The sequence below is a fragment of the Neorhizobium sp. 05N33 genome, assembly GCF_056397445.1.
In genome coordinates, this window is the sequence record NZ_JBFTNK010000003.1 from 257126 (window position 1) to 271116 (window position 13991).

General features: G+C 62.2%; 15 protein-coding genes and 1 pseudogene. 7 read left to right on the top strand and 9 right to left on the bottom strand.

Annotated features, from left to right (window positions below; translation table 11 throughout):
* Positions 1–6: 6 nt before the first annotated feature.
* The 3 genes from AC1DLT_RS10015 to AC1DLT_RS10025 all read right to left on the bottom strand — a co-directional run bounded on the left by AC1DLT_RS10015 (position 7) and on the right by AC1DLT_RS10025 (position 2576).
* Positions 7–1062 (bottom strand): nickel/cobalt transporter, encoded by a 1056-nt coding sequence (locus tag AC1DLT_RS10015; protein WP_477483285.1) that lies wholly within the window; start codon positions 1060–1062, stop codon positions 7–9.
* Complete coding sequence (locus AC1DLT_RS10020; protein ID WP_477486644.1) at positions 1056–1700, bottom strand: DUF1007 family protein; 645 nt, start codon at positions 1698–1700, stop codon at positions 1056–1058. The genes AC1DLT_RS10015 and AC1DLT_RS10020 overlap by 7 nt, the downstream gene beginning before the upstream one ends.
* A gap of 225 nt (positions 1701–1925) precedes the next feature.
* Entirely contained in the window at positions 1926–2576 is a 651-nt protein-coding gene (locus tag AC1DLT_RS10025) for a LysE family translocator (protein WP_038545324.1), read from the bottom strand.
* A 108-nt stretch (positions 2577–2684) separates the two neighbouring features.
* On the opposite strand from AC1DLT_RS10025, the pseudogene AC1DLT_RS10030 reads away from it, so the two are divergent.
* A pseudogene (locus AC1DLT_RS10030) lies at positions 2685–2994 on the top strand (transposase); the annotation flags it as partial.
* Here the strand turns inward: AC1DLT_RS10030 and AC1DLT_RS10035 are convergent.
* Positions 2991–4166: a glycosyltransferase gene (locus AC1DLT_RS10035; RefSeq protein WP_247135867.1), complete on the bottom strand. Its 1176-nt coding sequence runs from the start codon at positions 4164–4166 to the stop codon at positions 2991–2993. The pseudogene AC1DLT_RS10030 and the gene AC1DLT_RS10035 sit on opposite strands and share 4 nt — an antisense overlap.
* 157 nt (positions 4167–4323) lie before the next feature.
* Positions 4324–5217, bottom strand: a complete 894-nt coding sequence (locus AC1DLT_RS10040) for a LysR family transcriptional regulator (protein ID WP_037077328.1) — start codon at positions 5215–5217, stop codon at positions 4324–4326.
* Positions 5218–5744: 527 nt separating this feature from the next.
* Here AC1DLT_RS10040 and odc2 point away from each other — a divergent pair.
* From odc2 to AC1DLT_RS10055, 3 genes are all read left to right on the top strand, one after another.
* Positions 5745–6878, top strand: coding sequence for an ornithine/lysine decarboxylase (gene odc2 / locus AC1DLT_RS10045; protein WP_037078156.1), 1134 nt, complete (start codon positions 5745–5747; stop codon positions 6876–6878).
* 121 nt (positions 6879–6999) lie between these two features.
* A complete protein-coding gene (locus tag AC1DLT_RS10050; protein WP_038545317.1) occupies positions 7000–7569 on the top strand; it encodes a GNAT family N-acetyltransferase in 570 nt (189 codons plus the stop codon).
* A gap of 258 nt (positions 7570–7827) precedes the next feature.
* Positions 7828–8517: an OmpW/AlkL family protein gene (locus AC1DLT_RS10055; protein ID WP_247033644.1), complete on the top strand. Its 690-nt coding sequence runs from the start codon at positions 7828–7830 to the stop codon at positions 8515–8517.
* A gap of 169 nt (positions 8518–8686) precedes the next feature.
* Here AC1DLT_RS10055 and AC1DLT_RS10060 read toward each other — a convergent pair whose 3' ends face one another.
* Together AC1DLT_RS10060 and AC1DLT_RS10065 are read right to left on the bottom strand one after the other, a co-directional pair.
* Positions 8687–8905, bottom strand: a complete 219-nt coding sequence (locus AC1DLT_RS10060; RefSeq protein WP_477486645.1) for a tautomerase family protein — start codon at positions 8903–8905, stop codon at positions 8687–8689.
* 33 nt (positions 8906–8938) lie between these two features.
* Positions 8939–9679, bottom strand: coding sequence for an SDR family oxidoreductase (locus AC1DLT_RS10065; protein ID WP_477486646.1), 741 nt, complete (start codon positions 9677–9679; stop codon positions 8939–8941).
* Between the two features lie 100 nt (positions 9680–9779).
* Between AC1DLT_RS10065 and AC1DLT_RS10070 the strand changes: the two genes are divergently transcribed.
* Positions 9780–10673: a LysR family transcriptional regulator gene (locus tag AC1DLT_RS10070; protein ID WP_477486647.1), complete on the top strand. Its 894-nt coding sequence runs from the start codon at positions 9780–9782 to the stop codon at positions 10671–10673.
* Positions 10674–10679: 6 nt separating this feature from the next.
* Here AC1DLT_RS10070 and AC1DLT_RS10075 read toward each other — a convergent pair whose 3' ends face one another.
* Positions 10680–10919: a hypothetical protein gene (locus AC1DLT_RS10075; protein WP_247033649.1), complete on the bottom strand. Its 240-nt coding sequence runs from the start codon at positions 10917–10919 to the stop codon at positions 10680–10682.
* On the bottom strand, positions 10919–11185 hold the full coding sequence (locus tag AC1DLT_RS10080) for a hypothetical protein (RefSeq protein ID WP_037077316.1): 267 nt from the start codon (positions 11183–11185) through the stop codon (positions 10919–10921). The genes AC1DLT_RS10075 and AC1DLT_RS10080 overlap by 1 nt, the downstream gene beginning before the upstream one ends.
* A gap of 422 nt (positions 11186–11607) precedes the next feature.
* Here AC1DLT_RS10080 and AC1DLT_RS10085 point away from each other — a divergent pair, with 422 nt between their 5' ends.
* Together AC1DLT_RS10085 and AC1DLT_RS10090 are read left to right on the top strand one after the other, a co-directional pair.
* A complete protein-coding gene (locus tag AC1DLT_RS10085; RefSeq protein WP_477486648.1) occupies positions 11608–12639 on the top strand; it encodes a serine hydrolase domain-containing protein in 1032 nt (343 codons plus the stop codon).
* Between the two features lie 89 nt (positions 12640–12728).
* Positions 12729–13886 carry a GGDEF domain-containing protein gene (locus AC1DLT_RS10090; RefSeq protein ID WP_477486649.1) on the top strand — a complete coding sequence of 386 codons (1158 nt, stop codon included), beginning with the start codon at positions 12729–12731 and terminating at the stop codon, positions 13884–13886.
* The last annotated feature ends 105 nt before the right edge of the window (positions 13887–13991 follow it).

A 13991-nucleotide genomic window follows, 5' to 3' on the forward strand; every position in this document is an offset into this window, starting at 1 on the left:
GCGGCGTTACACCTGCAGCGCAGCGCCGAGCAGCGACAACCCGACCAGCAGCACGAACAGTGCGCCGCCGATCTCGATCGCATGGGAGATCCGCCGTCCCGTGCGCGAGCCGGGACCGGCGAAGCGGACCGCGAGATCCTTGGCGGTGACGGCAAGTGTCGCGAGAATGGTGACGGTGATCGCCGTGCCGATCGACATGGCGAGAACCGACAGCACACCGCCGAGATAGAGGCTGTTCAAAAGCGCAAAGCTCATCACCAGGATCGCGCCCGAGCAGGGTCTGAGGCCGACGGCAATGATCGCCGACCAGGCCTCGTGCAGGCTGAAATCCTTCGACTTCAGCAGGGCGGGATCGGGCATGTGGCTGACGCCGCAAGTCTCGCAATAATCGCCGGTTCCCTGATAGTCGTGATCGTCGATTTCGACCGCCTGGAAATTCAGCCCGGTCGGGCCGCGCCCGTTACCGGCGGGGACTGCGACGGGCATGCTGACGACGCGCATCCGCAGCGCCCGGATCTTTTTCACCAGCAGCCAGGCGCCAAACAGCGCGACCATGGCGAAGCTGGCAATCTCCATTGCCTGGGTCGCCGCCGTCATGGTGATGCCCGAGCCGCGCAGGAGGAGATAGGCCGCGCCGACCAGCAGCACCGCCACCAGGCCCTGTAGCAGCGCGGAGATGAAGGAGATGACGACGCCGCGCCGGAGTTCGATCTCGTTGGCGATCATGTAGGAGGAGATCACCGCCTTGCCGTGGCCAGGACCTGCGGCGTGGAAGACGCCATAGGCGAACGACAGCCCGATCAGGCCGGAGAGCGCCCAGGGATCCCCGCGCATCGCCTTCAGCGAACCGGTCAGCGCCCGGTAGAAGGACTGCTGGTAAAAATTGATCCAGGCGAAAAACGGACCGAGCGGTCCGCCGACCGAGAACGAGGGCTCGGCCGAACCGACGCCGAGCGGCGATTGCGCATGCGCCGACCCCACCGTCAGGATGCCGACCGCCGCAACAGCGAGAAGGGCAGGAATGACGACGGAAGGGGAGAGGGCGCCGCGGGTCTTCAGCATGTCAGTTCCAGTCGGGTGGCGAAAAGTTTCGACATGTCGGTGCCGGTCGGATCGTTGAAGAAGGCATCGGTCAGCGACGTGGTATTCTGGGAGATCACTTCGTCGGGGTCGGGGCGCACCACCTTGTGCTGGCAATGGGCAAAGCCGTCGCCCTTGACGATCAGGTCGCCGTCGGTCGGGAAGTCGATCGAGGTGTACATGGAAGGATCGTAGATACCAAAGGCCAGCCGGCCCTTGAGCGGCACCGGTTTTTCGGGCTTCACCGCAAACAGGACCAGAAGCTGGTTGCCGTCGAGCGAGACGTGGATCACGTCCGGCTTCTGCACCCCGATATTGGCGCCGTTGACGGTGATCGTCGTAAAATAGTGATAGTCGGCCAGCGACTTGCGCATCACCTCGCCGAGCGCCGCGAGCTCCTTGGCGTCGAGCTTCAGGTCGGTATTCTTGTCGAAATCGAGCAGCACGCTGGATGAAAAGACCTCATCGAAGCGCCAGACATTGTGCAACTCCGCGACATTGCCGTTGGTGCCGGCCACCACTTCGAGCCGCGCCTCGGCAAAGATATGCGGATGGGCGAGTGCGGGGAGCGGAACGCAGGCAGCCGCCAACGTGGCAATGGTCAAGACTCGATATCGCATTCGCCCTGTGGCTCCCGGTTCGTCCGCCCCCTTGCAGTGCAGCGCAAATGAGACGGAATTTCGACTCGAACGGGGCTCAAGTCTAGGGTCACGCACTCTCCTTGCTCTCGTCAAACTCGTTTCAGCCAAAATCCGGATGCGTTTTATAAGTCGGGGATCTAAAGCGTGCCGCGATCCTTCGGATGGCTGGCTGTTTAGGATGACTTCCAGGGGAAGACGGGTGGCCTATTTCTTATGATTGCCAGCAAAAGCGGCCGTCAAGCCAAGGCCGATATACACGAAACCACTAACCCAGCGTTCAGCCTTCAGATATACGGGACTGCGCTTCAGCCATTTGCCAGCCGTGGCGGCGGCAAGTGCATAGGAGCTGTCCGTCAGAATGCCAATCGCTGTGTAAACAATCCCGAGAAAAGCGATCTGCATTGCCACATGGCCACGGTTGACCTCAACGAACTGAGGCAAGAAAGCCAGAAAGAACAGCGCTGTCTTCGGATTGAGGAGGTTAACGATAAAGCCCTCACGAAAGAGGCGCATGCGGCTTCGCGTCGGTAAACCGCCTTCGACGTTGGGAATGTCCGAGGGGCCGAAAAGCTTCTTGAGGCCAAGCCAGATAAGATAGGCCGCGCCGGCATACTTCACTACGCTGAAGGCTAGCGCGGATGACGCCAGGAGCGCCGACAACCCCACGGCGGCGGCGACGACATGAACAAGCGTGGCCGTATGGATGCCAAGGATCGAAACGAGCCCGGCAGAGCGACCCTGCTCGACCGAGCGCGCGAAGATGTAAAGAACTGCCGGTCCCGGCACGAGAAGCAGCACCAGTGTGGCGCTGACGAACAGGCTGAGATTCGTTGCGCCGGGAATCACTAAATCCATGATTGTCTTGCCCCGTTTCTATTGCACTAACAATAGCATTGGGCTGCCGCCAATGCGAGGTCGTTTTCTGCTTGGGTGCTTTTATGCTTTCAGGATCGAGATCGTTGACTCGGCCGCTCCCGAGGCGGACTCACGACCAAAATTCATGCGGCCGTCGACGGGCAAGGCCTTCCGATCCGGCTGAGCCTGACCGCTGGGCAAAGCCATGACGGACAAGCTGCCGACGATCTGCTCGACCAAACCATATTTCAGCACATGGCTGTACCGTGAGCGAAACGTCATCGAACGCTTCTTCTCTAAGCTGAAGCACTTCCGCAGGGTTGCCACCCGATACGACAAGATAGCCGAGAACTTTCTCGCGATGGTCCAACTTGCCTCGATCCGCCTGTGGCTCCGAGTTTATGAGTTTACGGCCTAGTGCCTGGTCAGATTTTCCAGATGCTCCATGCGTTTGCGGAACTGGCTCTCGAAATCCCAGCCCTGGGCGAACTGGAGCGCGTTTTCGGCCCGCTCCAGAATGGATGCGCGGTCTTTGTCGAGGGCGGCCAATCGATCGGCCATCGCCCTGATATCGCCGAGCGGGGCGATCCAGCCGGCTTTCGATTCGATCATCAGCGCCGACCACATTTCGTTGTCGTAACCGGCGATCGGAACGCCGCAGCCCATCGTCTCGATATAGGTGCAGGAGGGATCGGACTGTCTGTGGCAGCTGAGGAAGATATCCGCACCGGTTCGCGTCAGCGGTACGAGTTCCTGCTCGAAATCGACCGGATCCTTGAGGAAGACACAGTCCTGAAGCCAATGCTTGTGGATGTCGGCGTTGATCGCGGCGGAAAGGCTTCCCTCGCCGTAGATCGTCAGGGTGAAATCGACGCCCCTCTCGTCAAGCAGCCTGGCGATCGGAACGAGGTCCTGCACGCCCTTCATCGGTTCGAGCCGTCCCGAATGAATGAGCCGCAACGGCTCGCCGTTCTGGAGATGCCGTTTTCGCGCGCTCATCTCCTGCGGCGTCGCGAACATTGCCGGCTTCATGCGGTTGTCGAGGTAGAGGAGCTGGCTGCCGCCCATGTCGTGATAGGCCGCGTGGGCGGGATAACCGTTCGCCTGGATGCCGCGGGCGGCGCGGAAGGCGCGCTTGCGCTTGTATTCCTGCATCACCGTCCAGGCCATGCCGTAGATTTTCCGCGGCAGGCTGCGGGTGTCGTCGAGCGAGATGATCTGCAGCCGGGTCTGATGGGTGTATTCGATCGAGTAGACCACCGCGCTCTTCGCTTGCCGGATTACCGCCGGCGGCAGCAGGTCCAGATAGGAATCTCCCGATAACAGCGCGAGGTCGAAGTCGGCGAGATGGTCTGCCGAGACCCGTTCCTCCGGCTCTAGAATCCGCACCCGGAAATCGAGGTCGCCGATATCGTAGCGACCGCCGAAAGGTATGTCGGTCGCACCGCGGCGGATGAAGCAGGTGACCGGCCCGGACCAGTGCTGCACATGCAGGGCCATGCCGGAAACGAACTTCTTGTCGAGCACCAGCTTGCCGTTTTCGGCCTCGATCACCGGCGCCGACACGAACATCGCCAGGCTTTTCTGCATGGACCTCGATCCTCCGCGATGCCGGGACTTTCGCACGCTGAGCCGCACTATGCGGATCGAAGCCAAGCTCAAGCAAGCCGGCCAATAGGTCGACCAGCCGGGGAGGCGTTACCTCATTCGCCGTAGGGACCGGCGAGGCGCCGGGCAGCCGGATCGATCAATGCTGGCGGCGGAACCAGGTGGAGAGGAAGTCGACGAAGCTCCTGACCTTGGCCGGCAGGTAGCGGCGATGCGGATAGACCGCATAGATGCCGCGGTCCTTGGCAATATAATCGTCGAACAGCGTCACCAGTTCGCCCGACTGGATCGAGGCATTGGCGATGAAATCGGGGATGATCGCGACGCCGAGGCCCGCGCGGGCGGCACGCAACGTCGCCTGCGGGCTGTTGATCTCGACCGGGCCGCTGACGGCGACAGAAATGGTCGAGCCGTCCTTGTCGGTGAAGCGCACATTGTTGTGCCAGCGGGAATTGGTGTCGATGATGAACGGGACGCGGTTCAGGTCCTGCGGGTGTTCGAGCGGGCCGTATTTCGCGACGAAATCGGCGGTCGCCACCGTATAGACCCGGAAATCGGAGAGCTTGCGGGCGATCAGGCCGGAATCTTCCAGCTTGGTGATTCGGATCGCCAGGTCGAAATTTTCCTCGATCAGGTCCACGAACCGGTCCTCGGCAACGATTTCCAGCGACACTTCGGTGTGGCTCTTGGCGAAATCGATCAGCGACTGGCCGACCTCCGCATCGACGAAGGTGCGAGGTACGGAAACGCGCAGGCGCCCCTTCAAATCGGCGTTGTTCTCGCGCACCAGGTCGGCGAGATTGTCGATTTCCTTGAGGATGTCGGCGGCGGTCCGGTAATAGGTGTGCCCGGCCTCGGTCATCGAGAACTGGCGGGTGGTGCGATTGAGCAGCAGGGCGCCCAGATCGTCTTCCAGCTCGCGCACATATTTCGACAGCAGCGCCTTCGACCGCCCGGTCCGCCGGGCTGCGGCTGAAAAGCCTTCTGCTTCAACCACATCGATGAAGGCCCGCATGCGGGTGAGAGTGTCCAAATGTCGCCCCTTTTAGTCTGGTCGATCCTAGTTGGGATTTAGCACGGAATTGTGCAATGCGAAATTTTGGTGAGGGGCAAAAAAACTCTTGATTATGACCGCGAATATTCTTATCTCCCGGTCAGCCCAAAGTCGCACGTGCCCGTGGGTGTCCGCCGACCCTCTATTTGGTGAGGTCATCGGTAAGGTACCTGGAACTAACCCCTCCAGTCGCTATTCCGGCCATCCGGGAAATGCGAGGACATCTGAAGCAACGACGGTGCGGGCCTTTTTGTTCTCTCCCTGCTTTCCATCAGCGGGGGTTACTGAAGAGGCACACCATCATTGCCGGAAGTGCGGTAGGGACCTCCCTCCAATCCATGGCAGACAAAGCCGGATCATTGTTCGTGGCAGAGCGTTGATCCACTTATCGCGCGTTTGAGCGTGTTCACGGTACCGGTGTCTCCACCAACCGGGCTGAACGCATTCTCATCCGTCCTTTGTCCTCCGGTTCGCAGCCGGAGCTTTGAGATTTGAAGGGACTGACCATGACCACTGCTCGCATCCTTGACTTCATCAAGACCCAGCGTCCCGAAGGACCGTTTCTTGTTGTCGATCTCGACGTCGTGCGCGACAATTTCAACGCCTTCCGTCATGCCCTGCCGGACAGCGCGATCTATTACGCGGTCAAGGCCAACCCGGAACCGGCAATCCTGAAGCTGCTTGCTTCGATGGGTTCCAATTTCGATTGCGCGTCGGTCGCCGAAATCCAGATGGCACTCGACGCCGGTGCTTCCGCCGACCGCATTTCCTTTGGCAACACGATCAAGAAGGAACGCGACATCGCCCGCGCCTTCGCGCTCGGCGTTGGCCTCTATGCCGTCGACAGCCATGAGGAAGTCGAGAAGATTTCCCGCGCCGCCCCCGGTGCGAAGGTATTCTGCCGCGTGCTGACCGATGGCGAAGGCGCCGAATGGCCGCTTTCCCGCAAGTTCGGTTGCGTGCCGCAGATGGCCGTCGACGTGCTCGTCTACGCGCACCAGATGGGTCTCGAATCCTACGGCGTGTCCTTCCATGTCGGCTCGCAGATGACCAAGGTCGATGCCTGGGATGCGGCTCTTGCCGATGCCAAGCGCGTCTTCGGTTCGCTCGCAAAGCAGGGCATCGTTCTGCAGATGGTCAACATGGGCGGTGGTTTTCCGACCAAGTACCTGCGCGACGTGCCGAAGGCCGAAGAATACGGCAAGGCGATCTTCGCTTCGCTGCGCAAGTATTTCGGCAACAACCTGCCGAAGACGATCATCGAGCCGGGTCGCGGCATGGTCGGCAATGCGGGCGTCATCAAGGCTGAAGTCGTCCTCGTGTCGAAGAAGTCGGACAACGACAATCACCGATGGGTCTTCCTCGACATCGGCAAGTTCGGCGGTCTCGCCGAAACCATGGACGAGGCCATCCGCTACCCGATCCGCACCGAGCGGGACGGCGACGAGATGGAACCCTGCGTTCTCGCCGGCCCGACCTGCGACAGCGCCGACGTGATGTACGAGAAGAACATGTATCCGCTGCCGGTGACGCTCACCATCGGCGACGAGGTTCTGATCGAAGGCACCGGCGCCTATACGACGACCTACTCGGCCGTCGCCTTCAACGGCTTCGACCCCCTGAAGGCGTACGTCATCTAAGGCGGCTTTGCCTGCCTGACTGGCGTCATCCAATACCGCCGGCCCCGTAACCAGCCGGGGCGGCAAATTCACAATTCCTCTTCATCGCCGCTGATAACGGTATTGGGTACGGGAGGCCACGATGGCCGCTGTTCTTGATTCTGTGCGCGCATTCTTTGCGCCCAACTCCACTTTCGCCATCGACGCCGAAACTCCGGCTGACGTGGTCGCCCGCGAAACCCTGCTCGACCGCGCCATGGGCCCGGATCGCCGCAAAAAATCGTCGGAAAAGATCCGCCGCAACCGCGTGCCGGCCGAAGGCCTCGCCATCGTCGCCCGTGACGGCGCCGGCCACGTGATCGGCACCGTGCGGCTTTGGAACATCGAAGCCGGCATCTCCTCGGAAGGCCAGGCGATCGATGCGCTGCTGCTCGGCCCGCTCGCGGTCGATTGCGCTTACGAAGGCAAGGGCATAGGTGCTGCGCTGATGCGTGCGGCGATCACCGAGGCCCACAAGCGCGGCCATGGCGCGATCCTGCTCGTCGGCGATGCGGCCTATTATGAACGGTTCGGCTTCTTCGCCGACAAGACCCGGCATCTCGTCATGCCCGGCCCCTTCGAGCGTTCGCGTTTCCTGGCGCTCGAACTCAAGGCCGGCTGGCTTGAAGGTGCCGCTGGCATGATCGTCGCCAACGGGCGCAAGCTGGCCTGACAAAGGCCGAGTTTTCGACCAAGGCATTCAGCACTCAAGGCCTCGCGCCCCGACGATCTGCCCAGACCCCGTCTCCCCTTGGGAGCACTCCCGTGGGAGCGCCCCCAAGGGGAGGCGGGGTTTTTCGTGCGACAAATTCTCCCTTTCAGGCCGCCGCCGTGCATCCGCCGGCCGCGGTTGATCCGGATCAATCCGACTCTCGCAGCCGGCTCCTAAGCCTCTCCTCGCAAGATCGATATACAATCAAGGAGAGCTTACATGAACACGAGCGGGGCACGGCATCTGAGATGGATCGCGGGCGCGGGTGCGGCTTTTTTCGCATTCGGGGCGGCAGCGGCGGATCTGACGCCGGCATCCGTCGCCCCGGTGGCGCAGGAGGCCGCTACCGGCCAGAGCCCCTGGCAGATTCGCGTGCGCGGCTTGGGCGTCATCACTGAGAACCGCGGCTCGGTCAACGGCGTGCCGGGTTCGGACCTGTCCTTTTCCGATTCGGTCATCCCCGAACTCGATATCAGCTACTTCTTCACCGACAATATCGCCGCCGAACTGGTCCTCGGCACGACCTATGCGAATATCAAGGAGGACGGTGCCGTCGGCGTGCCGGTCGGCCGCGCCTGGCTGCTGCCGCCGACGCTGACGCTGCAATACCACTTCACCGATTTCGGCGCCTTCAAGCCCTATGTCGGTGCCGGCGTCAATTATTCGCTCTTCTACAACCAGTCGGAAAAGCCGGGCTTCCACAATCTCGACGTCGAGAACCATGTCGGCGCTGCCCTGCAGGTCGGCTTCGACTACATGATCGACCAGCATTGGGGCGTGAACTTCGACGTGAAGAAGATCTTCATGGAGACCGACTGGAAGGCTGATCATGACGTCCTCGGGCCGCTGAGCGGCAAGGCAAAGATCAATCCCTGGCTGATCGGCACAGGCGTTACCTACCGGTTCTAGAAAAACCAACGAGGGCGGTAGGGACGGGGCCGGCGCCAGAACAGGTGGCGCCGGCCTTTGTTTTTAGGGCTTCAACGCATGCAGAGCGGCGGTGTCGCGTCGACAACGAATATTAGCCAGTCACTCCCGCCCGGTGGGGGACCAGGTGAGAGCGTGAGCGTCCGATTTCTCAAGCGCCGTCTTTGGCGCGATAGGCATCCGGGATCACGAAAATCTCGTCGGCGCGGCCGTATCCGCCGTCCTTGACCTCCTCGATCAGCACCATTGTGTGGGGCCGTGCGGCCTCGCTCAGGTATTCGACCAGCATCTCGGTGGTGCGGTGGACGATCTCTTGCTTCTGGGCCTTGCTGAGCGCAGCTTCGGGCGTCTTGATGTTCACGAATGGCATCGGGTTTTCCTTCAGGTTTGGTGTTTCGGGATTTCAGATCATGCCGCCGTTGGCGCGCAGCACCTGGCCGTTGACCCAGCCGCCGTCCGGGCCGGCGAGGAAGGAGACGACGGAGGCGATGTCCTGCGGCTGGCCGAGGCGGCTGAGCGGGATGGTCTTGACGATGTTCCGGACCAGTTCGTCGGACTTGCCGGTCATGAACATTTCGGTTTCGACGGGGCCTGGAGCGACCGCGTTGACGGTAATCCCGCGCCGGCCAAGTTCCTTGGAGGCAACGTGGGTCATCGCTTCGACGGCCGCCTTGGTGGCGGCATAACCGCCATAGGCCGGGCCGTAGACGCCGACGACGCTCGACGAGAAGTTGATGATGCGGCCGCCGTCGCGCAGCCGCTTGCCTGCCTCTCGGATGCCGCGGAACGTGCCCATCAGGTTCGTGGCAAGCTGAAATTCGAAAGTCTCGTCGTCCATCTCGGCGAGCGGAGCAAGCCGCATCACACCGGCATTGTTGACGAGGATGTCGGCACCGCCAAAGCTCTGTTCGGCAGCGTCGAACAGGGTTGCGGCAGCGGTCGGGCTGCCGACATCCGCCTGCACCGCGACCGCCTTGCCGCCGCCCGCTTCGATCTGCGCCACCACCTCGTCGGCGGCCTGCCGGCTGCTCGCATAGTTCACGACGACGGCGATGCCGTCTTCAGCGAGGCGGAGCGCGATGGCTCTGCCGATGCCTTTCGAGGCGCCGGTAACGATCGCGACGCGTTGTCCGTTGTTGGTCATGAGATCTCTCCTTGGTTGGTGGACAGGAGATATTGCTGACACCGAACAAGAACAATTGCCGATGAATTGACATCAGAATTCGCCTGTGGTGAACAAGGCCATGGATCGCCTCGACCGCATGCAGCTCTTTGTCCGGATTGTCGAACGGCGCAGTTTTTCGGCTGCCGCCACGGATTTGGGTCTTGCGCGTTCGACCGTCACCGAAGCGGTCAAGCAACTCGAGGAGGGGATCGGCACGCGGCTGCTGGAGCGGACGACGCGCTATGTCACTCCGACGCTGGACGGTCGGGCCTTCTACGAGCGCTGCCTCGCGATCCTCGCCGAGGTGGACGAAGCGGAAAACATCTTTCGCGATGCACAGCCGCGCGGCCTGCTGCGGGTCGATGCGCACGGGTTTCTGACCCGCACCTTCCTTTTGCCGCGCCTTCACGAGTTTCTTGACCGCTATCCGCTGCTGGACCTGCAGATCGGCCAGGGCGACCGGCTGGTGGATCTCGTTCGCGAGGGCGTGGACTGCGTCATCCGGGCAGGCGAGATCGACGACAGCGGGCTGATCATGCGCAGGCTCGGAACCATCACCGAAATCACCTGCGCCAGCCGCGCCTATGTCGAGAAACACGGGCTTCCGAAGTCACCGGATGGGCTGGAAGGGCATTTGGCCATCGGCTTCCTGTCGTCGCGCACCGGCCAGATCATGCCGCTCGAATTCATGGTCGGGGAGGAGGTGCGCCACGTCACCCTTCCAAGCCGGCTGACGGTCAACAATTCCGATACGATGGTCGATCTCGCCCGCCGCGGTTTTGGCCTCATGCAGGCGCCGCGCTATCGCCTGCAGCGGGATATCGACGAGGGCGTGCTCGTCGAGGTGCTTGCCGATTTCCCGCCGTCACCGACACCGCTTTCGGCGCTCTATCCGCAGAACCGCCAACTTTCGCCGCGGGTGCGCGTCTTCCTCGACTGGATCGTCAAGGTGTTTGCCGAAGCGGGACTTTGAGGTGTCTTACGGCCGATAGATCGCCTGCAGCCTGGAAAGATCGGCGATCTTCAGTTCGACCGGATCCATGTCGTCGCGCGAAGGCTTGAACCACGCGACCGCCTCCTGGATGTGCCGGCCATAGGGTTCCGGATACATGCTCAGCCCCATGACCCACTGGCGGACGATTTCGCGGTCCATGCGGCCCGAGGCATAGCGGTCGTGCATGGTCTTGGCGGATGTGGTGAGGTCTTCGACATTCTTCATCAATGTACCGCGGGATTGGGTTCGGGTTCGCCGAAGAAGGAGCGGATGCCGTCGCGCTCGACGGTCGCCAGGAACTCGTCGAAGGCTTCGCGGTCGGTCGGAAACGGCTCTTCCCAGGTGGTGACGTCGTCCTCTTCGGTGATGACTTCCAGCGTCCAGTCGCCCTGGGTGCCGGCAGGGCGGTAGATATCGACCAGCACGGTAATGCCGTCGTCGGTGAATTCGCCGGCGAGTTCGGAATGTTCAGTCTTGGGTGCCTTGGCCATGTCGTATCCGATCGTATAAACCGCTGTCCCCGGCGCTGCGGGTCCGGTCCCAGGAGGGAGAATCGGGCACGCAACGATTAAGACGGTCGGGATGGTCCAATACACTGCTTTCTGTTTTCGCTCCACCGTGGATGAGAATGGCTTTTCGGGAATGGGGTGTCGCGGCTGTCGCTTTGCCCCTCATCCGCCTGCCGGCACCTTCTCCCCGCACGCGGGGAGAAGGACATATGCCGCGACGTCGCGGTTTCCCTCGCCCCGCTTGCGGGGAGAGGGTGCGCCGAGCGAAGCGGAGGCGGGGTGAGGGGCAAGCCGCGTATTCGGTTGTCCATGCGCGGAGGAAGGAGCTTCACACTCCATCATCTCTGCGTGAATCCACCCTTTCCGCCATAGTCTTGGCCGCCTGGCCGTCCTAGCTTCGCTGCATGATCACACGCCGCGCAACCCTCCTGTCCCTGCCATTCGCTCTGACTGCGGCCCGCAGCCTTGCCCAGGGCGCGCCCCAGGCACCTGTGCCGCAGCCGCCCTTGACGCTCGATACCGCGCTCGGCGGTGCGGCGGAACTGGAGCCCTTGAAGGTCGTTCTGGTCGCCCGTGGTGGCGAGATGCTTGCCGAGCAGGCGTTCAACGGTCATTCGCTGGACGCCTCCACCAATATCAAGTCGGCCTCGAAGTCGATCATCTCGGCTTTGACAGGCATCGCCATCGACCGCCGGCTGCTCGAAGGTCCGGACCAGAAGATCGCGCCGATCCTGAAGGCTGACCTGCCGGCAGATCCGGATCCGCGCATCCACGCGATCACCATCGGTAACCTGCTTTCGATGCAGGCCGGGCTCGGGCGGCTGTCGGGGCCGAACTACGGCCGCTGGGTTGCGAGCCGCAACTGGGTGCAGTTCGCGCTCGCACAGCCGTTCGACGACGATCCCGGCGGTTCGATGCTCTATTCCACCGCCTCGACGCATCTGCTCTCGGCGATCCTCACCAAAGTCGCCAAGAAATCGACGCTGGCGCTGGCGCGCGAATGGCTGGAGCCGGTCGACGGTTTCCGGATCGGGTCCTGGGAACGAGACCGGCAAGGCATCTATTTCGGTGGCAACCAGATGGCAATGACCGCCCGCTCGCTACTGGCCTTCGGAGAACTCTACCGCCGCGGCGGCAAGACGAAGGACGGCCGCCAGGTCGTCTCGAAGGACTGGATCGACCAGTCCTGGACGCCGCGCACCAATTCGCGCTTTTCCGGCGACGGTTACGGATACGGCTGGTTCCTGCGCAATATCGGCGGAGAGGAGGTCAAGTTCGGCTGGGGTTATGGCGGGCAGATGCTCTATATCGTGCCGTCGCTCGGCGTCACCGTGGTGATGACGTCAGACGAAAGCGGCCCCTCAGCCCGCAGCGGTTATCGCGACGACCTGCACAACGTGCTCGCGGAAATCATCGGCGCCGTCCGCGTCGTTTGAAGCCAGTTCGTATAAACTTGAACGACCGGACAAACCGAATCGTAACCGCCCAACGCTATTATGCCCCGCGTCGCCATTGGGGGTGTTTCATGCTGGATCTGCGGACGATTTATATCGTCTCGGCTATGACCTGCTCGGTCCTGGGCATCGTCCAGATGATCGCCTATTCCAGCGGCCGGTTCGAACGCTGGCTGTTCTGGTGGAGCGCCAGCGGCATCGTCATCGGAGCCGGCCTGTTCAGCGTCGGCTTGCGAAGCGTGTTGCCGGACGTCGTCTCGGTCCTGATCGGCAACAACCTGATCCTAGTTGGCTATCTGCTGCTGATCGTCTCCGTCCGGCTTTTCGGCGGCCGTCCGGCGCGCTGGGGTCTGAGCTGGCTGATCCTTGCCATTCTTTCGACGCCGCTGATCCTCTTGTGGCGGGACGACACCAGCACCGCACCGCGCATCGCCATCTTCTCGCTCGTCTGCGCCCTCGGCGATCTCCTGGTGATGCTGGAGGGTATTCGCCTCGCGCGACAGGAAAGGCTGCGGTCGGCATGGCTGGTCGCTGCGATCTACATGCCGACTGCCGCCATCTTTGCAGCGCGCGCCCTTCTGGCGGTGACGGGCTGGATCGGCGAAGGCGGCCTGTTTGCCCCTGGCAACGGCGCCGATGCCTGGCTTGGGCTCTGGGCGGCGCCCTTCCTGGCATTGCGAAGCATCGTCATCAATCTGATGGCGGCCGAACGGGCGGGAAACAAGCTCACCTATCTGGCGGATCGCGACGCCCTAACCGGCGTGCTCAACCGCGGCGGGCTCATGCGTTCCTATGCTGGTCTCGAGCCGGGCCCGATCGCCCTGATGCTGATCGACGTCGACCGTTTCAAGCAGCTCAACGACACGCATGGTCATGCGGTGGGCGACGAGGTGCTGCGTCGGTTCGCCTCTTCGGCATCCCCGCACCTGCGCAGCCGCGATCTCTTCGCGCGCCAAGGCGGCGATGAATTCGTGATTGTGCTGAAGGGATGCCCGGTCGAAAAGGCCGTCGAGACCGCCCAGAATATCCGCGCCGCCTTTGCCTGTTCACTCGCCGAAATGGCGGACCTTGTCGTGCAACCGACACTCAGCATCGGCGTGGCGACCGAAATATGCGGCCCCGGCGATCTCGAAACCCTGCTGCAGCGGGCCGACCAGGCGCTTTACGCGCGCAAGCGCAACGGCCGCGACGGCATCGATACGTTCGAGGAAGACCGCCACGCGGCGTGAAGGGGGACAATTTCGCCGCGCCGATCAGAAATTCTCTTTTCGTTTGAAGCACATCTTCAACGGAATGGTTCCGCAGCATCCCCGCCTGCACGGGCGCGGTTATAG